The sequence below is a fragment of the Spirosoma luteum DSM 19990 genome (genome assembly GCF_000374065.1).
Classification (GTDB): Bacteria; Bacteroidota; Bacteroidia; order Cytophagales; family Spirosomataceae; genus Spirosoma; species Spirosoma luteum.
Window position 1 is genome coordinate 187305 of sequence record NZ_KB893268.1, and the last position, 26200, is coordinate 213504.

Annotated in this window: 21 protein-coding genes; 10 read left to right on the forward strand and 11 right to left on the reverse strand. The window is 52.3% G+C overall.

Annotated elements, in window-relative coordinates; translation table 11 throughout:
- Positions 1–47: 47 nt before the first annotated feature.
- Both B156_RS0118860 and B156_RS0118865 read right to left on the reverse strand, forming a co-directional pair.
- Complete coding sequence (locus B156_RS0118860; protein ID WP_018621336.1) at positions 48–3224, reverse strand: SusC/RagA family TonB-linked outer membrane protein; 3177 nt, start codon at positions 3222–3224, stop codon at positions 48–50.
- Between the two features lie 615 nt (positions 3225–3839).
- Positions 3840–5138 (reverse strand): serine hydrolase, encoded by a 1299-nt coding sequence (locus tag B156_RS0118865; RefSeq protein ID WP_018621337.1) that lies wholly within the window; start codon positions 5136–5138, stop codon positions 3840–3842.
- Between the two features lie 96 nt (positions 5139–5234).
- Here B156_RS0118865 and B156_RS0118870 point away from each other — a divergent pair, with 96 nt between their 5' ends.
- Positions 5235–5654: a DUF1810 domain-containing protein gene (locus B156_RS0118870; RefSeq protein ID WP_026260913.1), complete on the forward strand. Its 420-nt coding sequence runs from the start codon at positions 5235–5237 to the stop codon at positions 5652–5654.
- Between the two features lie 69 nt (positions 5655–5723).
- Here the strand turns inward: B156_RS0118870 and B156_RS0118875 are convergent, their stop codons facing one another.
- Both B156_RS0118875 and B156_RS0118880 read right to left on the reverse strand, forming a co-directional pair.
- Complete coding sequence (locus B156_RS0118875) at positions 5724–6107, reverse strand: DUF3037 domain-containing protein (protein ID WP_018621339.1); 384 nt, start codon at positions 6105–6107, stop codon at positions 5724–5726.
- On the reverse strand, positions 6085–6882 hold the full coding sequence (locus tag B156_RS0118880; RefSeq protein ID WP_018621340.1) for a HipA family kinase: 798 nt from the start codon (positions 6880–6882) through the stop codon (positions 6085–6087). Before B156_RS0118880 ends, B156_RS0118875 begins: the two co-directional genes overlap by 23 nt.
- A gap of 315 nt (positions 6883–7197) precedes the next feature.
- Between B156_RS0118880 and B156_RS0118885 the strand changes: the two genes are divergently transcribed.
- The 3 genes from B156_RS0118885 (at position 7198) to B156_RS0118895 (ending at position 12189) form a co-directional block, all read left to right on the forward strand.
- A complete protein-coding gene (locus B156_RS0118885) occupies positions 7198–8637 on the forward strand; it encodes an alpha-L-fucosidase (RefSeq protein WP_018621341.1) in 1440 nt (479 codons plus the stop codon).
- A gap of 371 nt (positions 8638–9008) precedes the next feature.
- Complete coding sequence (locus B156_RS0118890) at positions 9009–10679, forward strand: beta-N-acetylhexosaminidase (protein ID WP_018621342.1); 1671 nt, start codon at positions 9009–9011, stop codon at positions 10677–10679.
- A 199-nt stretch (positions 10680–10878) separates the two neighbouring features.
- Positions 10879–12189 (forward strand): alpha/beta hydrolase family protein, encoded by a 1311-nt coding sequence (locus B156_RS0118895; RefSeq protein ID WP_018621343.1) that lies wholly within the window; start codon positions 10879–10881, stop codon positions 12187–12189.
- Between the two features lie 25 nt (positions 12190–12214).
- Here B156_RS0118895 and B156_RS0118900 read toward each other — a convergent pair whose 3' ends face one another.
- The 3 genes from B156_RS0118900 to B156_RS0118910 form a co-directional block, all read right to left on the reverse strand.
- Positions 12215–12739, reverse strand: a complete 525-nt coding sequence (locus B156_RS0118900) for a GreA/GreB family elongation factor (protein WP_018621344.1) — start codon at positions 12737–12739, stop codon at positions 12215–12217.
- Between the two features lie 212 nt (positions 12740–12951).
- Positions 12952–13176, reverse strand: a complete 225-nt coding sequence (locus B156_RS0118905; RefSeq protein WP_018621345.1) for a hypothetical protein — start codon at positions 13174–13176, stop codon at positions 12952–12954.
- 146 nt (positions 13177–13322) lie between these two features.
- Complete coding sequence (locus B156_RS0118910; protein ID WP_018621346.1) at positions 13323–15035, reverse strand: arylsulfatase; 1713 nt, start codon at positions 15033–15035, stop codon at positions 13323–13325.
- 470 nt (positions 15036–15505) lie between these two features.
- Between B156_RS0118910 and glgP the strand changes: the two genes are divergently transcribed.
- Entirely contained in the window at positions 15506–17164 is a 1659-nt protein-coding gene (gene glgP / locus B156_RS0118920) for an alpha-glucan family phosphorylase (protein ID WP_018621348.1), read from the forward strand.
- A gap of 4 nt (positions 17165–17168) precedes the next feature.
- Here the strand turns inward: glgP and B156_RS0118925 are convergent, their stop codons facing one another.
- Complete coding sequence (locus B156_RS0118925) at positions 17169–18191, reverse strand: ScyD/ScyE family protein (protein ID WP_018621349.1); 1023 nt, start codon at positions 18189–18191, stop codon at positions 17169–17171.
- 269 nt (positions 18192–18460) lie between these two features.
- Here B156_RS0118925 and B156_RS0118935 point away from each other — a divergent pair, with 269 nt between their 5' ends.
- Both B156_RS0118935 and B156_RS0118940 read left to right on the forward strand, forming a co-directional pair.
- A complete protein-coding gene (locus B156_RS0118935; protein WP_018621350.1) occupies positions 18461–19273 on the forward strand; it encodes an MbnP family protein in 813 nt (270 codons plus the stop codon).
- Positions 19270–20382 carry a cytochrome-c peroxidase gene (locus B156_RS0118940; protein ID WP_157627096.1) on the forward strand — a complete coding sequence of 371 codons (1113 nt, stop codon included), beginning with the start codon at positions 19270–19272 and terminating at the stop codon, positions 20380–20382. The genes B156_RS0118935 and B156_RS0118940 overlap by 4 nt, the downstream gene beginning before the upstream one ends.
- Here B156_RS0118940 and B156_RS0118945 read toward each other — a convergent pair.
- The 3 genes from B156_RS0118945 to B156_RS0118955 all read right to left on the reverse strand — a co-directional run bounded on the left by B156_RS0118945 (position 20379) and on the right by B156_RS0118955 (position 22614).
- Entirely contained in the window at positions 20379–20759 is a 381-nt protein-coding gene (locus B156_RS0118945; RefSeq protein ID WP_026260915.1) for a MerC domain-containing protein, read from the reverse strand. The genes B156_RS0118940 and B156_RS0118945 overlap by 4 nt on opposite strands.
- Positions 20760–20936: 177 nt before the next feature.
- Positions 20937–21632: a TapB family protein gene (locus tag B156_RS0118950; protein ID WP_018621353.1), complete on the reverse strand. Its 696-nt coding sequence runs from the start codon at positions 21630–21632 to the stop codon at positions 20937–20939.
- Between the two features lie 106 nt (positions 21633–21738).
- On the reverse strand, positions 21739–22614 hold the full coding sequence (locus B156_RS0118955; RefSeq protein WP_018621354.1) for a geranylgeranylglycerol-phosphate geranylgeranyltransferase: 876 nt from the start codon (positions 22612–22614) through the stop codon (positions 21739–21741).
- Positions 22615–22779: 165 nt separating this feature from the next.
- On the opposite strand from B156_RS0118955, the gene bshA reads away from it, so the two are divergent.
- The 3 genes from bshA (at position 22780) to B156_RS0118970 (ending at position 26109) form a co-directional block, all read left to right on the forward strand.
- Positions 22780–23913, forward strand: a complete 1134-nt coding sequence (gene bshA / locus B156_RS0118960) for an N-acetyl-alpha-D-glucosaminyl L-malate synthase BshA (RefSeq protein ID WP_018621355.1) — start codon at positions 22780–22782, stop codon at positions 23911–23913.
- A 122-nt stretch (positions 23914–24035) separates the two neighbouring features.
- Positions 24036–25373 carry an NAD(P)/FAD-dependent oxidoreductase gene (locus tag B156_RS0118965; RefSeq protein ID WP_018621356.1) on the forward strand — a complete coding sequence of 446 codons (1338 nt, stop codon included), beginning with the start codon at positions 24036–24038 and terminating at the stop codon, positions 25371–25373.
- 88 nt (positions 25374–25461) lie between these two features.
- Positions 25462–26109, forward strand: coding sequence for a sterol desaturase family protein (locus B156_RS0118970; protein WP_018621357.1), 648 nt, complete (start codon positions 25462–25464; stop codon positions 26107–26109).
- The last annotated feature ends 91 nt before the right edge of the window (positions 26110–26200 follow it).

Sequence of the window (26200 nt, forward strand, 5' to 3'; positions counted from 1 at the left end):
GGTTTATGGTGAGCTATCGAATCAGCTCACCACAAACCGAAAACACATTAAAAACTAAGATTGAGGTTGGCGCCCAAACTGCGGCTGCTGGGAAGTTCACCGTAGGCAAAACCCTGCGAGTTGGCCCCGAAGCGGTCTGCTTCGGGGTCGATGTGGGGCGTATTTTTGAACAGCATCAGCACGTTGCGACCCACCAGCGAAATTTTTGCCGACCGGATTTTGATGCGGCTCAGCAATGCGGCCGGAATCTGGTACCCCAGCGTTACTTCGCGCAGTTTCACGTAACTGGCGTCGAAAATAGCCGCTTCGTGGTACCGGCGCGGGTTGTTATAGCCATACAGGGCGTTGCCGGGTACAATGGTGGTGTTGGGCACGAAATTGGGCTGTTCGGCGCTGCCCATATTCACCACGCCTTTGCCAATGACCCCTTCTTCCCGACCCAGCGCCGTTTCGGCGTACTGCCCGGTCCAGCGTCCGGTGCCAGTGCCCTCATCGAACAGACTACCGCCCGACCGTACGTCGACCAGGGCCGACAGCACGATGCCTTTGTAGCTGAAGGTGTTCTGCCAGCCGCCCGTCCACCGGGGCTGAATGTTACCCAGTACGCGTGGCGTAGCCGATACAACCGGGTAGCCATTGGCGCCGTAAATCCGCTGCCCGTCGGGTGCGTGGTCAAAGCCAATCCCGAACAGGGTGCCATAGGCCTGCCCCACGCGGGCTTCGGAGTTGAGCCCCTGACGGCTGTAGAGTACGTAGGTGGTCAACCCTTCGGCCAGTTCGAGGACTTTGTTGCGGTTGCGGGAGAAGTTCAGCGCCGTTTCCCAACTGAAGCCATTCGCCAGCCGGACGGGTGAGCCAGTCAGCACAATCTCAAGCCCCTTGTTGGAAATTTTTCCGGCGTTCAGGATGCGCGAGTCATAGCCGCTGGCTTTCGATATTTCGACCCCCAGGATCTGGTTGCGGGATAGCTGGTCATAATACGTCAGGTCCAGACCGACGCGGCCCTTCAGAAACCGCAGGTCGATGCCCAACTCCGTACCGGTCGTTATTTCGGGCTTCAGGCCCGAATTGGCAATCTTTTTGTTTTCATAAAACTCAGGCACCGAGCCATTCCAGGAGCCATTGGCCCGGAACGTTTGCAGCAACTGGTAAGGGTCCGCATCGTTGCCGACCTGCGCCCAGCTGGCCCGCACCTTGGCGAATGACAACACGTTACTCCGCAGATTGAGCAGTTCCGACACCACGGCACTCACCGATACCGACGGGTAGAAATACGAGCGGGCTTCGGTGGGCAGCGTGCTCGACCAGTCGTTGCGGGCTGTAGCGTTCACAAACAGCGCGTTACGCCAGCCAAACTCCGCCGACCCAAACGCACTGTTCACCTGCGATTTCTCGATGGCACTTTCGGCCGTGTTCTGGCTGGGGTTGGCGTTACCGGCGTTGTACACCCCATCTACCACCAGCTGGCCCACTTTCAGGTAGTTGCGTTTGTAATAGTTCGTTCGGTTGATGCCCCCAGCCTGTACGTTAACGGTAAAATCAGGGGTGATGGCTTTGTTGTACGTAAAAATGAAATCGCTGTTCGATTCCTGCCGGCGCAGGACCTCTTCGGAGTAGGAACCCGGTGTGGTGTTGCCGTTCCGCACCCGCTCAAAATTGAGGACGTTAATCCGCGTATCGGTCCAGACATCGGTGCCGGAGCGGAGCAACAGACTCAGCGAAGGCAGGATTTGGTAGTTGAGCGCAATGTTGCCCACCAGCCGGTCTTTGTCGTTGCCGGAGGGCAGGGCTTTCTGGGTGAAGTAGGGATTCGTGAAGAACGTGTGCTGCCAGTTGGGCGGGTCGGTGTCAGCGGGTTTACCCGCTACCGCCCGGTTGATGCTGATGCCCTGGTAGGCTTCGTAATCCCGCAGTTGGTCCCAGGAAACGTGCCGGTGCGACCAGATAAACTGCTGCCCTTCCGTGTAACCCCGGTTTTTGGAGCCGGATTTGATGTACTCCGCCGACAGGGTAATGCTCAGCTTAGGGGTGAACTTATAGCCCGAATTGAACTTGAAATTATTGCGATGGAAATCGTTGTAGTACATGATTCCCTGCTGGTCCAGCCGACCGATGCTCAGCCGGAAGTTTCCTTTATCGTTACCGCCCGACAGGGCAATGTTGTTGGTGAAGGTTTTGCCCGTTTGCCAGTATTCATCGTAATTATTGGGCTGGGGCGTCAGGGGAGCTACTTCTTTGCCCGTCCACCACTGCCGTACCAGCCGACCGTCCATCGGGGCACCCCAGCTTTCGTCGGTGCCTTCCGTGCCGCTCAATGGGGCGTTGGGGCCGTACGCAGCCCGGTACTGACTAACTTCGAGTGGGTCGGTGATGGAGCCGCTCCAGCCGTCGTTGTACCAGGTCCGGTAGCCATTGCCACCGCCGTAGGTGTTCTGGAAATCAGGCTTCACCCAGGGACGTTCGAAGGTGGTGTTCGAGTTGATTTCAACGCCGATTCCTTTAGTACCCGCTCCCGTTTTGGTGGTGACCAGAATAACGCCGTTGGCCGCCCGTGAGCCGTAAAGCGCGGCTGCGTTGGGACCTTTCAATACGGTCATTTCCTGAATGTTGTCTGGGTTAATCTCCGACAGGCCGGAGCCGAACTGCTTATCGAACGTTTGCTGAATCGGTACGCCATCAACAACGACCAGGGGTTGATTATTGCCCGATACCGAGGAAGCTCCGCGAATCTGAATGGTGGAGCCGCTGCCCGGCCCGCCGTTGCTGCTCACCCGCAGACCCGCCACCTTGCCCGATAGTCCGTTGACCACGTTGGTGGCCCGCGCTTCGGTGAGTTGACTGCCTTTTATTTCCTGCACACCGTACCCCAGCGATTTCACCTCTTTTTTAACTCCGAAAGCCGTAACGACCACTTCGGAAAGTGCCCGAGTGTCGGCTTTGAGGGTAAAATCGAGTGTCGACCGGCTCCCTACTGTTAGTTCGTCTGTGGCGAAACCAATGGAGCTAAAGGTCAGTACGGCCTCATCGGTGGGTACCGAAATTGAAAACTTGCCGTTTGAGTCGGTGGTGGTACCGGTGGTGGTCCCTTTCAGGATAACGTTAACGCCGGGTAACGGGCCTTCTTCTGCGGAACTAACCGTTCCGCTCACCAGCCGGGTTTGTGCCTGAGCCGTTAGCCCGCCCCAACAGCAAAGCAAAAGCCAGATAAGTAGTCGTTTTTGCATGGATCATTCAGGTTAATGTGTCGTTTATTGAGTTGGAAACAGCCACCGATTGACAGCTATTGTGCTAGCGATTATGTACGCCTGGCTGCCCGGACAATGCCGAATACTAGCCGCCCGATTCGAGATTATCCGAACTGACCAGACGTAACATAACTGCCCCCGAACCTTCCGGCCGGGTGGGTATACTGAATTGAATTTGGTTACTGAAGACTCTTGATTGTAACGGCCGGACCGTGCAGGCCAACCGTACAATGCATGCTACTGATGGTTTTTGTCGCACAGCCCGGGGCGTATGACAACCCATCTCTCACGTACTGACAGGCTGTGTCGGTACTGAGTTGTATTGATTACTCCACAAGTGCGGCCAGTGAGTAATCAATTTGTGAAGGATACCTTAATGAATAATTAATCTTATTGGCAAATGTAGCTATTTGCTATATATTCCAAATACTATTTTAATATTTTTTTATTATACCTACTTAATATTTTAGGAAAAACAGAATTTGCCAAATATAATGCAAGTGAAAAGGAAAATTTTTTCTCGTTTTAATCCTAAATAAACCTATTTGCGCGTAGGGTAACCGGTTCGTGTTTGCACGTGTAATGGATGACTGATTAATTATCAACATCCTTTACCACCGGCCGTTTATCATCGACCCGTTTTTCGTAAGAGAGCCCAAACCGGCTCAGGTTGGGGCTGTGTTGGCGTTTTCGGTCCAATTCGTACTGGTACACTGTCTGGCCAAGCTGATACAGAAACGGGTGCCCAACGGTATCCTCATCGTACTTATTATCGTTCAGAATGCCATCGCTGTTCACGTAAACGGTGGCAGTCAACATGAATTCAACTTTATTTTTGAAATCGACCACGTATGATGCGTCGGTCAGGAAGCCGTACGCCCAGCCCACTTTATTGAACACCCGCACATTGGCGGGTATCCGGTGGTGCAGGCTGTCCATGAAGAAGAATTTCACGTAACTATCGTAGTATTGCCTGGAGTCGTATTTGGGGTAGTTGGTTTCGCCGGGGTATTGCGACAGATACTGGTAGAGGAACCGGTAATCATCATCGGTCAGGTTGAACCGCTTTTTGGCCGGAACCGATTGCGGAAACAGCGTGGACTGAAGCAGTTGTTGCAGCGTTTCGAGTGGGAGTTTATTGCGTTCGGTAAAGTCGAACGGAGCGTGTACCAGGCTATCGTTGCCGGTCCTGTAGCCCTTCCCCAGTTTGGCTACCCGACTGAAATCGAACGGCACTTCGTTGTAGGCTGCGGGTTGGGCATAAATCAGTGTTCCCGCCTTGTCGATGAAACGAACAGGGTTGGTATGCCGGTTTTCGTCGGGGGTCATGCGAACGAACCGGTGCGTAATCCGCGTATCGAGGTAACCCCGTGCGTGCAGAGCCCGGTTAATTTCGGACTGCCCCACAAACTCGTACATGCGGCTGTACGGGTCGTTTTCACTGACCAGAAAAGCTTTTCTAATCAGATGGGCGACGGAAGGATAACCCGTTTCCGATGTTTCATCCCGCCATTCTTTCGTTTGCCGACTGTACGCACTGTCGAACTGCATTGCTGTGAATTTCGTGATGGCAGGGTTGTGCAGGGTATTGATTTTATCCAGCGACAGGAGCGCCAGAGGCAGTTTTACCGTAGAGGCCGGGTTAAAATAAACCGTACTGTCGACGTTAAAGTAGTAGTTTGTAAACGAAGGGTTATTGGCTTTATCCCGGTTTATCTGCGTATAAATTACCTGGAGCCGGTAGGTGTCCGGATGCTGGATTATTTCCTGGAAAATAGGGTTTCTGCTGGCCGAGAACAGCTTTTTCAGGAAAGCATCGGTACGCACCTGACCGAAGGTGGATGTACTGAGAAGCGCAAGGGCCCCCATAAGAATTTTTGTCTGTAATTCCATTGCCTTGACGCTGGTGAGAATTTTAGAAATTGGGCGATTGGTACGAAACAAAAGCCCGCTGAAACCCTTTATGTGTAAACAACAAACCGTATCGCTATGCATTCAGACAGAGAGTTAAAGCGATTTCTGGAGGCTCAGTCTAGTGACTACAATCGGGCGCTGGGCGAAATTAGGAATGGAAAGAAACAAAGCCACTGGATGTGGTACATCTTTCCGCAGATTGCCGGACTGGGTTTTAGTGAGACGGCAAAATTTTACGCACTCCACAACTTGGAAGAAGCCCGCGACTACCTGGCGCACCCGGTTCTGGGAAGTCGGCTGATCGAGATTTCGCAGGCTTTACTCACCATTGAGGGTAAAACGGCTAATCAGATTCTGGGCAGTCCGGATGACATGAAGTTACACTCCTGTATGACCCTGTTTAGTCGGGTTGAGCCAGCTAATCCGGTCTTTAAGGCTGTGCTGGACCGCTATTATGGCGGTAACCCCGACCAGCGAACCCTTGCCCTTGTGTAAAGGAGTCCGTAAGAACGAACAGCCCACTTTAGTAAGGCGTGGTGCAATACAGCCGTACAGGCAGTTGATTCAGGCAACCAGCTTAGCAAACAAATCTGCCAGCGTTTCACCCGCATCGGTACACAGACCGGGGTGTACGGGCGAGGTCTGCACAACCGTGCTGCGCGTGGCGGTAAGCCAGCGAAAACGCCCGGCAATGGGTAGCTGGCCAATCAGTCCACCTGCCTGGCGACCCGCGCATATTTTCTCGAAAGCACAAAGGCGTTCGTGAAGTTCGTCCATATCCAGTTCACCACAAAAGGGCCGGAGTCGCTGCTCGTTCAGCACAAACTTCGTTTGCAGGAACCCCTGCGCAGAGCAGTACAGAATGACGCCGACGTTGAGAAATTCCTCCCGTTCAACGCGCGGAACGACCCGGATAACGGCGTACTCAAACAAGTGCTTGTTGGGCATCGATAGCAGCGTTGACAAAGGTTTCGGAGGTGGCCAGTCGGGCCACTAAAAATTGCACATACACCCGTCGCTGTTCGTCGGCGGAGTCGGCCGATGGCTCATTGGTTAGCCAGTCGTCGGGAATCAGCGACACGATAGACTCGATGCGTTCGGGCGTAAGAATCGGGCGAAACTCAGCATCGACAGTACGCAAGTCGGTAGCGAATGGCAACAGAACATGGTCTTTAACCGGCAAAAACGGCCGACGGCTTTGTTCTTCCCAGTTTTGAGAGGAGTGATGAAAATAAAGAGCCGCGCCGTGGTCGATCAGCCAGAGTTCTTTATGCCAGATGAGCATATTCGTGTTGCGGGCGGTGCGGTCCACGTTGGTAATCAGGCAATCCAACCACACAATCTGCGAGGCCAGCCGGGCATCGACCGTGTTTATAATGGGGTCGAAGGTGATGGCGCCGGACAGGTAATGAAGCCCCAGGTTCAGACCTTCGCTGGCCCGCAGCAAATCCTGAATTTCTTCGTCGGGTTCGGTACGGCCAAAAGCCTCATCGAGTGTGGCAAAAACCAGTTCCGGTATCCGCAGACCCAGCGCACGGGCTATCTCGCCCCCAATCAGTTCGGCAATGAGGGCTTTGGTACCCTGACCGGCACCCCGAAACTTTAGGACGTACAAAAAACCATCGTCTGCTTCGACCAGCGCGGGTAGGGAACCCCCTTCGCGCAGGGGCTTCGCGTAACGGGTTACCTGAACGGTTCGGATTGAAAGAGAATCTAATAACACGACGACGGGTTGTTTCCGGGAAATTTAGAATGAAATGTTGAAAAAATAGCTACTTAGGTTTTCCGTCAGCGGGGAATTAATTCCCCGCTGACGGAAAACGGCTGCCAGTTGCTAATCATCCCGTTCCCGCGTTTGCCTTGCATCCGTGGTAAGAGCATCATTGTTCTACCGATTAAGCGATGTTGAACTGATGTTACACGCAGTAAAAATAGCCTGAATAGAAAACAAGTACCTGTTTTTGCCTTAAACTATACGCCCAATGCCCGCGCAAACGAATTGATACTTTATTTTGTAAAACAGTTGACTAACTTCTACATGATAAGACTTTTTGTACCCTTCACTGTCAGTCTGCTTCTGGTACTGTCAGCCCACGCCCAGCAGCACTCCGAACAGAACCACGTTAACTATATTGCCCCGAAAGAAGAGGCTGTCAAACAGAAACTGGCTACCTGGCAAACGGTAAAGTTTGGGCTGCTCATGCACTGGGGCACCTATAGCGAGCGGGGCATTGTGGAGTCGTGGTCGCTATGCCCCGAAGATGAGGGCTGGTGCGAACGCAAAGGCCCGACAGCCAGCAACTGGTACGAATACAAAAAGGGGTACGAAGCGCTACAGACCACCTTCAATCCCGTCAAGTTCAACCCGGAGCGGTGGGCCGATGCGGCCAAAAAAGCGGGGATGAAATACATGATTTTTACCACCAAGCACCACGACGGGTTCTGCATGTTCGATACGAAGCAGACCGACTATAAAATCACCGATGCCAAAACGCCGTTTTCCCGCAACCCCCGCAGCAACGTAACCAAAGAGATTTTGGGCTCGTTTCGTGACAAAGGGTTCCTGGTCGGCACGTATTTCTCCAAGCCCGACTGGCATACTGACTCGTACTGGTGGCCGTACTTCCCACCCAAGGACCGCAATGTGAACTACGACCCCAAAAAATACCCTGACAAGTGGAAGCAGTTCAGCGACTTTACCTACAACCAGATTCAGGAACTGATGACGGACTACGGCAAGGTGGATATTCTGTGGCTGGATGGCGGCTGGGTACGGCCCGCCAGCACCATCGACAGCACCATTAGCTGGCAGCGCACCATTCCCTACAGTCAGGATATAAACATGGCCCGCATTGCCGGAATGGCTCGTCAGCACCAGCCCGGTCTGCTGGTGGTGGACCGCACGGTGGCGGGGGAGTTCGAAAACTACGTAACACCGGAGCAGTCGATTCCTGACCACTACCTGCCCATTCCCTGGGAGTCGTGCATGACGATGGGTGATAGCTGGTCGTACATCCCGAAGGAGAACTTTAAACCCGCCCGCAAACTGGTACAAACGCTGGTCGACATTGTGGCGAAAAACGGCAACCTGCTCCTGAACATCGCCCCCGGTCCCGACGGCGAATGGCACGAAGAAGCCTACACCCGCTTGCAGGAAATTGGCAGCTGGATAGCCGTAAATAGTGAGTCTATTTACGATACCAAACCCCTGGCTCCCTATCGGCAGGGGCAGTGGGCCTTTACTACCAACGGTAAGGCGAGCTACGCATCCTACCTGCCTGCCGACTCGGAACAACAGCTGCCCGCCAGCGTTACCCTGCCCGCTATGAGTAAAGCATCAAAAGTTGTCGTGACTATCCTGGGTGTAAAGCAGACGTTGAAAGCGACAAAAACGGCCGATGGCATGACCATTTTGATTCCCGAAAAAGTACGGCAACAACTGGCCGGGCAACCCGTTTGGGTGTTTAAAGTCGTATAATGGCCAGGTAGTACTGCCGGGGTGTGCGGTCTCCCCGGGTTCCTTTTGCGTGATGCGCCGTACCCGGAACGAGGTGTTGTGTACCAATCAGGATAGCGGTTATTCGTTAAAAAATGAAATGTAAATACGGGATTGGAAATAGGCTTATCGGACCGTCTTTACGCCCGTATTCACGTTGAAAAGGAAAATTTTTTGTAGCGGTCAGGTCTACTTTCTTCATAAAATAATCCCTTTGCTTTATATTTATAAAAAATTTTAAAATAGGTGATGAGCCTATTTCTTTATGGGTTATCCTATCTGCTTACCTGATGAGTCAATCCTGTAAATCACATAGTTCTAAACGGCCCATTTACTAATTGAAACCCCTACTTATGAAGAAATCGCTGCTTATCTGTGGCTTACTCCTGCTGCAAGCTACGTTGGTACTGCACGCCCAGTCCCGGTATGCCATTATACCCAAACCAACCCGGCTAACGGAGCAGAAAGGGAGTTTTACCATTCCCCGCGATGTGGACATTATTATTCAGTCAACCAACGCGCAGTTGCTTCCTATTGCCAGACTGTTGGCCGATCAACTGGCTATTGCCACGGGCTATAAACCGTCCGTTACAGCGGGCAAAGCGGGTAAAGGGATTTTGTTTGTGAGTGCGAAAGGCCCTCAGTTTGGCGCCGAGGGGTACAAGCTGACCGTTTCGCCCCGGCAAATTGTTATCACCGCCGAGCAGCCCAAAGGGTTTTTCTACGGCGTACAGACACTGATGCAACTTATGCCTCCGGCAGTGTTCAGTTCGACTCAGGTAGATAATGTAGCCTGGGAAGTTCCGGCTTGCACCATCGAGGACCAGCCCCGCTACGGGTATCGGGGTGGGATGCTGGACGTGGGACGGCACTACATGCCGGTGGAGTTCATTAAGAAGTTCATCGACCTGCTGGCTCTGCATAAAATGAACACCTTTCACTGGCACCTGACCGAAGACCAGGGCTGGCGCATCGAAATTAAAAAATACCCGTTGTTAACGAAAATCGGCTCCATCCGGAAACAATCGATGGTAGGGCGCTACGGCGACAATAAATACGATGGCAAACCTTACAGTGGTTTCTACACGCAGGACGAAGTACGCGAAGTGGTTAAATACGCCGGGACAAAATTCGTAACCGTGATACCCGAAATCGAGATGCCGGGCCATTCGGCGGGGGTGTTGGCGGCCTATCCGCAATTTGGTAGCAACCCGGACAAAATCGTGGATGTCGTGACCAAATGGGGAGTAATGGATGATGTCCTGTTCCCGCGTGAGGAGACGTTTACGTTTCTGGAAGACGTGCTGACGGAAGTCATGGATTTGTTTCCCAGTCAGTACATTCACATCGGGGGTGACGAGTGCCCCAAAACGCAGTGGAAACAAAGCCGTTTCTGTCAGAATCTGATGAAAGAGAAAGGCCTGAAAGACGAACACGAACTGCAGAGCTATTTCATCCAGCGCATCGATAAGTTTGTCACGTCAAAAGGCCGTCGGATCATTGGCTGGGACGAGATTCTGGAAGGCGGTTTGTCGCCCAACGCGACGGTGATGAGCTGGCGTGGCGTAGCGGGGGGCATTGCCGCTGCCCGGCAGAATCACGACGTCATCATGACCCCCACTACTTACTGCTACCTCGATTATTACCAGGTGGATAAATCACTGCAGCCCACCGTGCCCATTGCCATTGGTGGGTATCTGCCGCTCGAAAAGGTGTACAGCTTCGACCCCTCGGTAACCGATAGCCTGACGGCTGAGCAGGCTAAACACGTACTGGGTGTGCAGGCCAACCTCTGGACGGAATACGTTCTGACCCCCGCCTACGCGGAGTATATGCTGTTTCCGCGCCTGATTGCCGTAGCAGAAACGGGCTGGACGCCCCAGGCCAGCCGTACCATTGATGATTTTAAAAAGCGACTGGAGATTCATAACAAACGGCTCGACTACCTGAAAGTCAACTATTACGGTGCGCCTATAAACGGTGGTTTTGAATACCAGATGCCGAAAGAAACGGCGAGTAAATAAGCGGGTTATACCAGTTGTTTTCGGAAACAGGGACTACGGATTCGTAGTCCCTGTTTCGTTTGTTAGGGGGTGGGGTACAGGGTGCATCCGGCCAAAAATAGGCATGTTAACTAATCTTTGTGACGAAAATTGTTGGTAAAGAGCTACTTTTAGCTACTAATTCGTAACCCAATCAGAAGGCTTCTACCCCTGACAATTTGTGAAAACTACCCCGATTCAGTACCTGTTTGCTCTTTTACTAACGCTGGGAATGGTGGTGTCCACTACGGCCCAAACGACCGGCGATACCTTCGTTATTGGCGATCCGCTACCTAATGCCCCCGAGCTTTCTCCGCGTGGTACCTATCCTGTTGGAGTGCGCACGCTGACTGTGACGCACCCGGCGCAGGTTGATGTGCTGCACCAGACGGACGGTAAACACCCGCTGTACGACCGCCCCCTAACCCTCGAAATCTGGTATCCGGCCCGCCTGCCGACTAATAAACCGGCTTTGGTGACTTACGAAGAAGTATTTGGCCGGGCCAACGACCCCAAGCGGCCACTCATTCCGTTCACGTTTACGGGTCGCGCCAGTCGTGATGCCGAACCCGATGCCAGCGGGGGGGCTTATCCGCTGGTTATTGTCTCACACGGCTATCCCGGCTCGCGGTTGCTGCTCACTTACCTGACCGAAAATCTGGCCTCCAAGGGGTATGTAGTGGTGGCCATTGGCCATACCGAATCAACGTACCGCGATCTGGCTGCTTTTCCCAGCACGCTGGTTAATCGGGCACCCGACGATTTGTTCGTGCTGAACGAAATGGCTCGCCTGAGTGCCAAAACCGGCAAGACGTTCCTGTCGGGGTTGCTGGATGCCAACAATACCGGGCTGGTGGGTTATTCGATGGGCGGGTATGGGGCACTCAATGCTACCGGGGCTGGTTTCAGCCCGCAGGCAATGAAACTATTCGGGCAAATGGGCGGAGGTAGCACTGCCCTCGAACCCCGCACGATGGACTCACCCACGTACAAAGCATCGCTCGACCCGCGCATCAAAGCCGTGGTGGCTTTTGCCCCCTGGGGGATGGAACGCGGCATGTGGGATGCTGCCGGACTGGCGGGGCTGACCCTGCCCACACTGTTTGTTGCCGGCAGTAAAGATGATGTGTCGGGTTACGAAAAAGGAATTAAAGCTATTTACGAGGGAGCCGTCAACGCTGACCGTTATATGCTGACGTATGTCAACGCCCGGCACAACGTAGCGCCCAATCCGCCCCCGGCGGCATCGCTCCTGCCCGGTGTACCGCCCGAGGAGTATATGCACTACGCCGAACCAGCCTGGAACGAGCACCGGATCAATAACACCAACCAGCACTTCGTTACGGCTTTTCTGGGTATCCACCTCAAAAAGATGGATTACGCCAGGTACCTGAACCTGCCCGAAACCGACGCTGTTGGCCCGTGGACGGGTTTCAAACCCCGTATGTCGGTAGGGCTTGAGATGCGCCACGCGGCACCGGGTGCCCGCTAAGGTTTACAGGGCATCTTAGGCTGGCTCACTCAACAGCGTAGGCGATGTCGGTGATGACCATTTCGGTTTCTCCCTTCACGGTTCGTAGCGTAATGGTTTCGCCCGTACGTTTTCCCTGCATGCTGCGGGCAATGGGTGCCGTAAAGGCAATAAGCCCGTTTGACGCATCGGCCTCATCGACCCCAACCAGCGTGAACCGGCGCGTTTCCCCCACTTTTTTACCTATCCGTGTTTGCAGAGTTACCGTTGCTCCGAAGCGAACTTCGTCGTGGGGCTGGTTAGCGGGGTCAACAACCCGGGCACTGGCAATGCGCTGATTTAGGTTGCCAATCTTTCCGTTCAACAGGGCTAGTTGCCGCATGCGGTCATTGTCTTCGCTGCTATCGGTCTGAATTCGGCCGTGCTGAGCTTCCAAATCGCTGAGTTCTTCACGCAGCAGCGCAAGGCCACGGGGTGTAACGTAGTTGATTGTACCCGGTGGTAGGGGCGCCCGCGCCGGGATAACGACGGGCACATCAGCCGTTTCATTTTTTAAGAAGGCACTGCTCATGGTTGAAATGCGGGTTTCATAGCGCTGATTAGTCTATCAACGCACCAATTTGTCAGGGATGTTGCGGGATTGGGTATCCCAGCCAGATGGCCTGCTATTGGTATCTCCCTGACCATTTGGCGGCAGCAGGAGGGGTTACCTATAGCAAAAAGCCTCAAAAAGAGCCGGTAAGTTCGTCTTTCTGAGGCTTTCCGACTCTTCTTCCAACCGGGTTAACGGTTGTCCGACTCATTGGTTTGCTGGTGGCTATGGTCACCCTTGTGTGGGTGTTCCACGGAACCGGTGGCATCGTGTTCATCTTCGGTGCTCTGTTTGGTTTTATGCTTACCCCGTGCCGTTTTGCCCTGTGCTTCGTCGGGCAGGTTGGTATCTAATTCGTATTTCTTGGTTTCGTCGGCGGTCTCGCGAACGGTAGGTTGACTGGCTCCCTTACTCATGTTGTTTGTTTATCTACTGAATTAGTAGTTAACCACTGGTAAAGAACGATTGTTTGCAGGAAGAATAAGTCAACCGGTAATAGAATAAGGGGCGTCTTCGCGTCACGCAGCTCCGGCTGGTAGCAAGCAGGAGAGGGGAATGCTGGTTATTTCTTTCCCGGTTTCGGAAAAACCTGATGCGTGTTGGCCCACTGGTGCCACTGGCTTTCCAACTGGCGTACCTTGTCGGGATGCTGAGCCGCTACATCCTGCGTTTCAGATTTGTCGGTGGCCAGGTTGAACAACTGCCAGGTGCTGTCGCGGCTGGAAGAAACCAGTTTCCAGTCTCCCTGTCGGGCGTACCGGGCGCCAAAGTGCTCATTGAACAGCGATTCATGGCCCTGTGTAGCCTGACCCCTGAAAGAGGGTACCAGGCTGATTCCGGTTGTTGGGGTAATAGCGTGTCCCCTGAACGTCGCAGGATACGTAGCACCCGTCAACTCAACAAAAGTGGACATGAAGTCCATTACATGGCCAACCTGCGCGCTGTAGCTGCCTTTCTTCGCCGTAATCCCTTTTGGCCAGAATGCTACCAGGGGCGTATGCACGCCCCCTTCGTACGATTCTGCTTTCCAGTACTGGTAGGGCGTATTGGCTACATTCGCCCAGCGCTGCCCGATGGAAGCATAAGAAGTTTCGGCGCCGGGGAGTAGCTGTTTTTTCAGGTCATACACAATCGGCAGACCGTCTCTGGTTTTGTTGGGACGGTCGAAGCCGGGGCCGTATGCCGCACAGTTTTCGGGACTGGCCCCATTGTCCGACAGGAATAAAATTAAGGTATTATCAAGTTGACCCGTTTTGCGCAGGGCCTGAATAATGTGGCCAATGCCCTGATCCATCCGGTCGATCATGGCGGCATGGACAGCCATAGCCCGGGCATCCCATTGCTTATCCGGGTTTTTCTCCCAGCTCAGGTCGCCCTGCCAGCGTGCGGATAGTTTGGTTTTAGCCGGGTCTATCAGGCCCAGTTTACTCATCTTCGCGTACCGGGCTTTTCGGATAGCATCCCAGCCGCCCTTATAAGTGTCCTTGTACCTGGCAATATCGGCAGGAAGGGCCATCAGGGGCCAATGCGGGGCGGTTTCGGCTACATAGATGAAAAAGGGCGACGAGGTTTTGGCGAAGGAGTTAATGTACGCTACCGTTGTATCACTGATGGCATCGGTGTGGTAATAATTCTTCGGGACGGTCTTAACGGGTTTGGTGCCACTAACCAGGCTAAACGGGTCAAAGAAATCGACCACACCCCAGATATTGCCGAAGTACTTGTCGAAACCCCGGCTGGTTGGGTACTGGTTGAGGGGGGCGAAGTCGCCGTAGTCTTTCTGATGATTCAGCCAGGCCAGTTGATCAGCGGGGTTTTTCTGGACGGTGGTATTCGATACGTGCCACTTGCCGGTCATGGCCGTCTGGTAACCGGCAGATTTAAGTACTTCGGCCAGGGTAACGGTGTTGTCGGTCAGGTGACCCCAGTATCCGGGTTCGTCTTCGGCATCGGTCATTTTACCAATGCCCGCCTGTTGATTATACAAGCCGGTCAACAGGGCTGCGCGCGTTGGACAGCAACGCGACGTATTATAAAATTGCGTGTAACGAAGACCGTTGTCAGCCAGATAGTCGATGTTTGGGGTGTGGATTTCGCCCCCGTAGCACCCTACGTCCGAAAAGCCGAGGTCGTCGGCAAGAATCACGATGATATTGGGCTTACGGGCTGCCTTGGGTGGGGTTAATGACGGTTTACGCTTCCCGAATCCGCTAAAAAGTAGTAGCGCTACCACAAACATGAGCGGGAATGATATCAGGAACAATTTTTTTTTCATGCTTACTTTTTGCCCGTCAGGGCGTTTATTTTGCTACTTCGTACTGACTACACGGAGTTCTGTTTGTCCGGTAAATGTCGTGGAACCACACTGCAGGTTCCTTGCCGTTGGGTAGCGGTGTATCCCAGGCAAAGATGGTATTTGTTTGGCCGGAGACAAACCCCCGGATGATCCCACCAACGTTTTTCGGCTTCAGCATGGGCATGGTCGTCTGAAACAGACTGCCGGTGGTAACGTTCTGGTATTTTGCCCTCAACGGCGATCCACGCATCGGCGAGGTGAATAACCTGTTCGAGACGCTCCGAATAACGGGCTTCCCAACGTAGTAAGAACTTCATACCTATGCGTTGGCTAAAAGCAGTGGCCCATTGATCAGGCATCTTTTTGCGAATAAATAGCCAGTTAAAGATTGGTTTCTCTTTTAGTCTAATAAATTTGGGGTTTAATCCTGTTTTATTCGTCCCCCTTCCATGTCTGTTTCACAACTGCCATCGGCTTTTCGCCATCCCTATTCCTTTGCCCCTGCTTTCCAGAAATCCGTCGTTTATTTTTCGATGGAGTTTGCTATCGACCAGGCCTTGAAAACCTACTCCGGTGGCCTTGGCTTCCTGGCCGGATCGCACATGAGAAGTGCCTTCGATGAACGTCAGAACCTGATTGGTATCGGTATTCTCTGGAAGTGTGGCTACTACGATCAGATCCGTCAGGCCGATAACTCAATGGACGTTCAGTTTCGGGAGAAAATGTACGGGTTCCTGCAGGATACGGGCATTCGATTCACGATTACCATAGCCGGCCGGCCGGTTTGGGTACAGGCGTTCTTTCTCGACCCAAAGCACTTCAGCACGGTGCCGATGTTTTTCCTGACGACCGATGTGGATGGCAATGATGAAGCCGCCCGCTCGATCTCGTACCGGCTTTACGATGCGGACTCGGAGCGGAAAGTAGCGCAGTGTATGCTGCTGGGTTTGGGGGGAGCCAGGTTCCTGGATGAACTGCACTATCAGCCTGCCGTCTATCACCTGAACGAAGCCCACGCCGTGTCGGCGGTTTTTCATCTTTACAAAACGCTGGGTAGTGCTGCTGCCGTGCGGGAGCGGATGGTGTTTACCACGCACACGCCGGAAGAAGCGGGCAATGAAAAACACGACATTGGTTTTTTGGAGAAGTTAGGCTTTTTTGGCGACTTGCCGCTGGAGGAAGTTCGGCAGATTACGGGCATCAGGGATTCGATTTTCAACCACTCTCTGGTGGCGCTTCGGCTGAGCCGGAAGGCCAACGGTGTTTCAAGACTACACGGTGCCGTATCCCGTCTGTTGTGGGGAAGTTACCCGGATATCTGCGAGATTACGCACATTACCAACGCTCAGAATCATGGCTACTGGGCCGACAGTCAATTGGAAACGGCCCGCCAAACCGGGGATGTCTCGGCCCTGGCAGCCCGTAAAAAAGCCCTCAAAGAACCATTGTTCACCTTTGTAGCCGATCAGGTAGGTAAACTCTTCGACCCGAACGTGCTGACGATGGTGTGGGCGCGCCGGTTTGCGGCATACAAACGCCCCGACCTGCTTACGCAGGATGGCGAACGGTTTAAACGGTTGATGAAAAATCGTGATTATCCGCTTCAGATTATCTGGGCCGGCAAACCCTATCCCTTCGATGACGGAGCGGCCCGGACGTTCAACCATCTCTACTACCTCAGTCACCTGTATCCGCGTATGGCGGTGTTGACCGGCTACGAACTCGCCCTGTCCAAAGTTCTCAAAGACGGTGCCGACCTGTGGCTGAATACCCCCATCGTACCCCGCGAAGCATCGGGAACCAGCGGTATGACGGCGGCCATGAACGGGGCTGTCAACGTCTCGACCAACGATGGCTGGATTTGTGAGTTCGAAAAAGATAACGGCCCCGAACAGAATGCCTTCATCATACCCACCGCCCCCGAAGGTAACCCCGATGAGCACGACCGCAATCACCTGTTCCGGCTCCTCGAAGAAGACATACTACCCATGTATTACGAAAGGCCCGCCGACTGGCAGGCCCTCCAACTCCGTAGCATGAACGATGTAAACGCTTATTTCACCTCGGCCCGGATGGCGCGGGAATATTACCAGATAATGTACGAATAATTGATTAGTAGGTAACCTTCAACAGGGCGCCACTCCCCAGGCTGGTGATGTAAGCGGTGTGGGCATCACTTAGTTTCAGATCGGTGGGCAGGTTCAGCTTGTCGAGCAGGACGGTACTGGTTGCTCCGTTAGCCCGTAACAATCGGCCCGTGTTTGGCGTAAAGCCCATCGGACCAAATACGGCAAACTCGAGCACCAGTGGCTTGCCATTGCCGTCATTCTCCACATCGACCAGGCTATTGAAGGTTTGCTGATAAATTGTGAGGTTACCCGCGGGATTCATCTGGTACAGGATTGATTTCCCCGCCGGAAACGGGAACCCGAGCAGGGTGCTGATCAAAAACTGATGCCCATCGTACGTAATGCTGGTGGGTACCGACTGAATAAAGGGCGGGCCCGGCGGGGGACCAGCCGGGTTGGGATTGGCAATACCCGGTACTTCGGTTACTACGCTCAAATCGCCGGTTTTTGACCGGCGGATAATAGCGTTGGCAGCCGCGTCGGTAATATACAGCGCACCGTCGGGGCCGAGGGTCAAATTATAGAGGTGCGATTCGCCGGTGTCATTCGTAAAGTTGTGAGCAATGACGAAGGAACGAATATCCTGCGGAATGAGACTGGCAGCCGGGACGGCGGGGGTAACATCCGTTTTATAAGCCGATAAATCGACCTGGTAAAGCCCTTTTGGATTCAGGAAATAAAGGGTTTTATCCACGACCAGCAAATGATCGACGGCATCGAGATCGCCCTCGATATTGGTTTGGGAAAAAATACCCGTAACCATCGGATGCTTCTTGCCATCCTGCGTAATTTCGGACACAGTACCGTCGTTATGGCCAGTGCCCTGTTCGGCCACAAAAACGCGTCCGGTGGCATCCGTTTCTACGCTAATGGGCGCAATCAGGCCGGTAGCCAGCGTAGTGGTCGTAAACATTGGGTCAGGGGGAGCCGGTATCCGGTGATCCTGACAGCTCATGATCAGACATAGAAGTAAACAGCCAGCCGGAGCAGATAGGGTAATTTTCATGTTAACTGGTTTTTGGTGTATAGAACAGACTACGGTGGTAGCCACTCAGACCGCACCGATTGTCGTAAATCTACAGACTTGGTTGAGTACGTGTGAAACCTATTGAGCAAACGGATTGATTTATGAGCAAACGGTATATGTTGCCGCCAACAGCTGTCAGACCGACTTTTTTAAAGGCTATTTAATCAAAACGTATGCATGATTCAGGGCTGATTTACGTTAGGTAAAGGCAAGCTGTTTGGCATGAACAGGCAGCTACAACATAGGCTATGAAAAATACCGCTACTATTGGGTTACTTGCCGTATTGTGTATTGGACTGGCCGTTTTTTCCTGCAATACCGTAAATCCTGATAGTACGAATACGACGGGGAAGCTTCGTCTCGCGTTCGATAACAGGCTGGGCGCATCTGACCTGAATCTGAGAACCGGCTCGTATCAAAATGACGCTGGTGAAGCGTTCTCCATCACTAAATTCAACTACTTCGTCAGCAATATTCGCCTTCGCAAGGCGGATGGCAGTGAGTATGTGGTGCCGCAGGATAGTAGTTATTTTTTGATTCAGGAGGAAAAACCAGTATCCCAAACGATTACGTTATCCAACATACCCGTAGGTGATTATACGAGTCTGACGTTTATGGTAGGCGTAGACAGCCTGCGCAGCCTGGCCGACATCAGCAAACGGACGGGGGTGCTCGATCCGGGTTTAAACGATGGCATGTACTGGGAGTGGAACTCGGGCTATATTTTTATGAAGCTGGAGGGACAATCGGCCTCGGCACCCGCCACACAGAACAATACATTTTTTTACCATGTCGGTGGGTTTGGGGGTGGGTATAACGGCAAGAAAACCATTAACAACCTGCGTACGGTTACACTCTCCTTCAATAATGACGTGGCGAAGGTGCAGGCTGCGTCGACGCCAACCGTCCAGCTCACGACCGACGCCCTGACCGTATTCAACGGTCCAACTAAACTGAGCATTGCCGAACACTCATCCGTCATGTTCGACCCGTACTCAACTAACATCGCCAATAATTACGCACGGATGTTCACCTACACACGTATTCAGACTAGCCTGTGAGTTGGGTGTGGACGATATCGCCCACTAAAATCGGGTTGCTGGCCAGCCTGGGTCTGTTTGCACTGGTGGTGAGTTGCCAAACCCAGCAGGCTACTGACCCCACACCCAATCCCGTCCCGATAGAACCGGATGGTGTAGAGTATCAGGCAACGCCGGTACCGATTCGGCAACCCGCCAATTTCCCGCCTATAACCTACCAACTGAGCCAGAACCCCCCAACAGTGGAGGGCGTAGCGTTGGGGAAAACCTTATTTTATGACCCGCTCCTTTCGCGCGATACAACCATTAGCTGTGGGTCTTGCCACCAGCAGTTTGCGGGCTTTGGCCACTCCGACCACCCGCTGAGTCATGGTATTGGCGGCAAGTTCGGTACGCGCAACGTGCCGGGATTGCAAAATCTGGGCTGGGACCGTGAGTTCTTCTGGGATGGGGGCGTTACCAGCCTGGACGAATTGCCACTCTCGCCCATCAAAAATCCGGTCGAGATGGATATGGTCTTTGCGGATGCGCTGAACCGGGTGCAGAAAAATCCCCGATATCCAGCCCTGTTCAAAGCCGCTTTTGGCTCCGATACGGTCACGACGGTCCGGTTTCTAAAGGCTATTTCGCAGTTTATGCTTACCCTCGTATCGGCTGATTCGCGTTATGATAAATACGTTCGGAAGGAGAGTGGGGGAGACTTTATTGCGGATGAACTGGCCGGACTCGTGCTGTTTCAGCAGCAGTGTACGGTCTGCCACGCCACGGATCTGTTTACCGACAGGAGCTACCGGAATAATGGCTTACCCATGAGTGACGGTATTAAGGATCAGGGCCGCTATACCATTACGCTTGACGAAGCCGACCGACTGAAATTTCGGGTGCCCAGCCTGCGCAATGTGGAAAAAACATTTCCCTACATGCACGACGGTCGTTTTGCCACGCTGGAGCAGGTGATCGACCACTACCGCAGTGGCGTAAAAGACAGTCCCACCCTCGATCCGGTGCTGAAACAGAACGGGCGTTTGGGTATTGCACTGACCGATACCGAGAAAAAACAGGTGGTTGCCTTCCTGAAAACCCTCACCGACGATACCTTCATCACTAATCGGGCTTTTAGTGCCAACTAGTGAGCGTGGGTGAGCCGGTGCTGCCGGATATTGACCAGGTGGCTAATAACCAGCCCGGCCGAAGCGGCATAGGCAACGTACGTAAAAAAGGGAATGGTGTGTTCAAGCACCAGGGCAATACTAAACACGGCCAGAAATCCCCATAGGCTTCGTTTGAGCGACACCGATACAACGTGCCGGGTGGCAAAATAGACCGCTACGGCGTTGATTCCGATAAAAATATAATCCAGACTCAAATACCCGGCACGGAGCGGAGAATTCTGCAATAACGAAGACGAAACCAGCAAAACGGGCGTAACGAGACAGTGTATAATGCACAGTACGGAGCCGGTAATACCGATATAATCTGCTTTGCGGGAGAGGTCGTCTGTTTTCATGAGCAAAGGCAAAAATACGACGCTTATAGCAATCGAACGCCTACTTAACTCACTTTTTTGCAACAAAGTTGCGAATTGGGCTGTCATTTGCCAAATACCCTCAAAACTGCGCAGAAAAGCCGGTTTTAAGACAGATTGCCTCTTTCCTTTGTATCTCGCTCTTCTCCTCTACCCGCGTTAGTTCGCTTTCGTCAACAGGGTATATCCTATTAATTTGCCTTTCCTGTACGTTTCCGATTTAACGTCCAGTATCTGATTGAGAGCCCGGTAATTCACTACTTGCATAGACGAACGGATGGGCATACCAAATACACGGTTTTCCATGTTCATGTCGGACGTGATTTTATAGGTATCGAAGGTACCGGCGGGCGTGGTAATGGATTGCTGGCCTTCTACCTGCCTATTGGCCATTGTCATATTCATGGTGGACATGGTCGTCCCGTTCGTAACCAGTTCGGCTTCAATCTGACCATCGCTTAGTTTTTGACCCACACTGAATTTGGACGGATAAACCAGCTTATTCATTTTCATCTTCAACTCCATATCCTTCATGTTCGACTGCATAGCCTGCATCATGCCCGATAAGTCGGCCACGAGTTCATCGCCGGTACAGGTATAGCGGACGCTGTAGGGTGGGCGCTGTTTGCCTTTTTCATCGTCAAACTGCGCCGTCAAGTCCATTATCGTCGAGCCACCTTCTTTATGAATGTCTTTGACGTTATAGCTGATTTTGCCGGTGGGTTTGTTTTTGGCATCGAACATACTCATCTCGAAATTCATTCCGGGCTTAAAGGTCATGCCGAAGCAATCCTGCGCCTGTAATTTACCGGATACGATAAAAATGACGAGTAGCGAAAACGTGAGTGATTTCATATGAATAAAGACGGTTGGTTTACAAAAAGATAAAAATAGGTGCAAACGGCTTCCGAGGTTCAAAGCTTTGAGTAAACGGCGTTTATGTGAACCATCATCATTCATCTTACGTCCAGATCATGCTCATGATACCGAGAAGCATGATGAGTTTGCAGAGATTACTGAGGTGCCCGAAGTCGCGCCGGGTGTCGGCCAGAACGAGCCGGTAGGTAAGCCACCCAATCGGGATGAGCAGCAGGAGGAAAATAAAGACGAGCTGGTTGTTACGGAGCAACGCAGCAATGGTGAAAAGCGACCCGACAAAGGTGGCCAGCAAGCCGTAGAGGAGATATTTCGTCCGGCGAAGTCCCCAGATGATGGGAATGGTACGGCAGCCAAAACGGGCATCCCCCCGGATGTCCTGCATGTCTTTGATAATTTCCCGAATCAGCGAAATACCGAAGGAGAACAGGGCATAGATCAACAGCATCTGGGCATTATTGCGGTAGTAGATAGCCAGCACGATGAGAGAAAGTGCCGTTAGCAACGAAATGACAATGTTTCCTACCAGCGGCTGCCGCTTAAACTGGGCCGAATAAAACCACAGCAAGGTAACGGCCAGTACATCGGCCAGGAAGACCCATTTGCTGAGGTACAAACCAATCATGCAACCCACCACATTGAGCACCTGATGCACCCCCATCGCAATCCGGCGCTTGAGAAAACGACCGATAATAACCCGCTCCGGTTTGTTGATCAGGTCTATTTTTATGTCGAAATAATCATTGATGATATACCCCGCAGCCGCAATACAAACCGTCGACAACGACAGTATCCAGAAGTTTCGGTCCGGAAAAAGGATAATACTGCTCGGCTTGGTATCAATGATAAACAGACGGGCAAGCAACTGGGTGGCTACAACAATCAACAGATTCTGAAGCCGGATGAGCCGCAGAAAGCCAAACGCGAATGCTGAAAAGGGAACGGACTGGCGTGCCACCATGCTGATTTTTTATCAAAAATACGGATTTTGACAAGGCTGGGAAAGCGAAAAGGGACGACTGGTATTAATTGTATGGTATGCATTGTTCCCTGTCAGGTACTTTTAACCGTTCCGGGATTCTTTTTGCTGGCATTTGTTGTTGAGGAACAAACTTGTTCTCTCACGATGAAAATTGGTATAGTATGCTACCCAACATTTGGTGGTAGTGGGGTAGTCGCTACCGAACTCGGCAAGGCACTAGCCAAAAACGGGCATCAAATTCACTTCATTACCTATCAGCAACCACCCCGGCTCGATTTTTTCAATGAAAATGTCTTTTACCACGAAGTAAATATACCCTCCTATCCGCTGTTTCAGTATGCCCCCTACGAATCGGCCTTAACCAGTGAAATGGTTAACGTGGTGATGAACGAAGATGTTGATTTACTGCACGTTCACTACGCTATTCCGCACGCGTCGGCAGCCTACATGGCCAAAATGATTTTGCGGTCGCAGGGGCGCAATGTGCCGGTGGTGACTACGCTGCACGGTACAGATATCACACTGGTGGGTAAAGATGCTTCGTTCGAACCCGTGGTTACGTTCAGCATCAATGAATCGGACGGGGTAACGTCGGTGTCGGAGAATCTGCGGGAGGATACGTACAAACATTTCAAGGTGCATCGCGAAATTGAGGTGATCCCCAACTTCATCGACCTGAGCCGGTTCAACCGGCAGAAGAAGGAGCACTTTAAAAAAGCAATATGCCCTAACGATGAAAAGCTGATCGTGCATACGTCCAACTTCCGGCGGGTAAAACGCATCGACGATGCCGTGATGGCTTTTTATCATATCCAGCAGCAAACCCCCGCCAAGCTCTTACTGGTGGGTGATGGTCCCGAACGCGCCCGCATCGAGCGGCTCGTGCGCGAACTGAACATTTACGACCAGGTCCGGTTTTTAGGAAAACTGGATGCCGTTGAGGAAGTACTGTCGGTCGCTGACCTGTTCATTATGCCCTCCGAAAATGAAAGTTTCGGACTGGCTGCGCTGGAAGCGCTGGCCTGTGAGGTGCCGCTGATCACATCGAACGCCGGTGGACTCCCGGAGTTGAACATACAGGGTGTAACCGGCTTCCTGAGTCCGGTGGGGGATGTGGATGACATGGTCAAAAATGCACTGTACGTGCTCGATGATGCCAATCTGCCCCGATTCAAGGAAAACGCGCTGGCCAGAGCCAAGGAATTTGAACTGTCCCGCATCCTGCCCATGTACGAAGCGTATTATGAGCGGGTGTTGCAGGCAAGTTTGGTAAGTTAGTTGAACCGTTTATAGTTTATCGTTTTCGGTTTGTAGTGGCTTGGCGTGGTTCAACAAACTGGGCTATTGGTCGGAAAAGACCACACTGCGCCCCTGGAAACCGTGAACTGAAAACCGAAAATATGAATCCAAACATACCCCAAACAGACCGTAAGCGAGTAGTTATTGTAGGAGCCGGATTCGGTGGGTTGAGACTGGCCCGAAAACTATCGGGCCGGAAGGAGTTTCAGGTTGTTTTGCTGAACAGACAGAACTACCACGAATTTCAGCCGCTGTACTACCAGGTTGCTACGGCCGGTCTGGAGGCCAACGCCATCCTATTTCCATTGCGGTCGGTATTCAGTAACTGTAAGAATGTTCATATCCGCGTAACGAACGTGACGGGTATTCGCCCGGCCGACAAGGCAGTGGATACCGAACTGGGGCCGGTTACCTACGATTACCTCGTGATGGCTACCGGAGCAGACACTAACTTTTTCAATCAGCAGAATATCATCGAAAAAGCACTGCCCATGAAGTCGGTGTCCGAAGCGATTGCCCTCCGTAACCGGATGCTGCAAAACTTCGAGGATGCGCTGAGCGTGCAAAGCGTGGACGAAAAAGAAGGATTCATGGATGTGGTGGTGGTAGGTGGGGGGCCAACGGGCGTTGAGCTTTGCGGTACGCTGGCCGAGATGCGGAAAACTGTGCTGCCCAAAGACTACCCGGAACTGGATTTCAGGATGATGGATATTTACCTCGTTCAGTCGGGGCCGGTATTGCTGGAACCCATGTCCAAACAGTCGCAGGAACACTCATTAGCGTATCTGCACGACCTGGGCGTAAACGTGCGGCTGAACACCCGCGTGAAGGATTTCGACGGGCGGATTGTGACCATGAGTGATGGCTCCACGCTCCGAACCAATAACCTTATCTGGGCGGCTGGCGTAAAAGCTAATCCACTGGCGGGCCTGCCTGCCGACGTGCTGGGCCGGGGCGGACGGGTACTGGTGAACCGCTACAGTCAGGTACAGGGTTTTACGGATATATTCGCCATTGGGGATGTGGCCCTGATGACCGAAGAAAAATGGCCCGACGGGCATCCACAGGTAGCACAACCCGCTATTCAGCAGGGAAAGCTGCTGGCTAAAAATCTGCTGCACTGGTTGCGTAATGAACAACCCGAGGAGTTTACGTACCATGATTTGGGGACGATGGCAACCATTGGCCGGGGGCTGGCGGTGGTGGATTTGCCCTTTTTAAAGTTTCAGGGATTTTTTGCGTGGTTAACCTGGTTATTTGTACACTTGATGTCGATAGTTGGGGTCAAAAACCGGCTCTCTATCTTTCTGAACTGGATGTTCAATTACCTGACCTACAGTAACTCGCTGCGGTTGATTATTAAGCCTAAACTGCCCAAAGGCAATATAGATGCGATGCAGGAGAAACTGGCAGACCAGGTAGAAATGAGTAAAACCTAATCATTATATAGTAAATCAAGTTTACTATAATCTTCGGTGAAATCAATTTTTCATTGTATTTTCGCCCTATCAATTGACTACTATCTCTATGGAATCAACAACGGAAAAGCTGCATACGATGGCCGGACATGGCAAAACCCGGCCCAAGCATACCGGAACCAAGCAGTTATTCGATAATCCCATTCTGGAAGCCCTCTCGCGGACGCATATCATGATTCCTATTTCGATGTGGCTGTCGCTGTCGGTATTCCTGGGCTGGTATGCCTTCACTCATACGGACATGAGCGCACCCATGATTGCCATCCTGTTCATTACGGGTTTGCTGGTGTTTTCGCTGTTTGAATATGTACTGCATCGCTACCTGTACCACATTACGCCCACATCGGAACAACGCGCCAAACTGCAATACACGCTGCACGGCGTTCACCACGAATACCCGAAAGACAAAACGCGGCTGGCTATGCCTCCAGCGGTGGCTATTTTTATGGCAGCCGCATTTTTCGGTTTATTTTTCGTGATGATGGGTGAAGCCGCCTATGCGTTCTTTCCCGGTTTTCTGGTTGGCTACAGTGGCTACCTGTCCGTGCATTTTATTATTCACGCCTACACACCACCCAAAAACTTCTTCAAGCACTTATGGATAAACCATAGTGTTCACCACTACAAGAACGAAGAGAGCAACTACGGCGTTTCGTCACCCATGTGGGATTATGTTTTTAAGTCGTTTCAGAAGTAAAAAGCTTTCTGTCTATAAAAATGCCCCGCTGAACGTGATTTCAGCGGGGCATTTTTATAGATAGAAGGTTATCAGGTAAATGACCCTATAA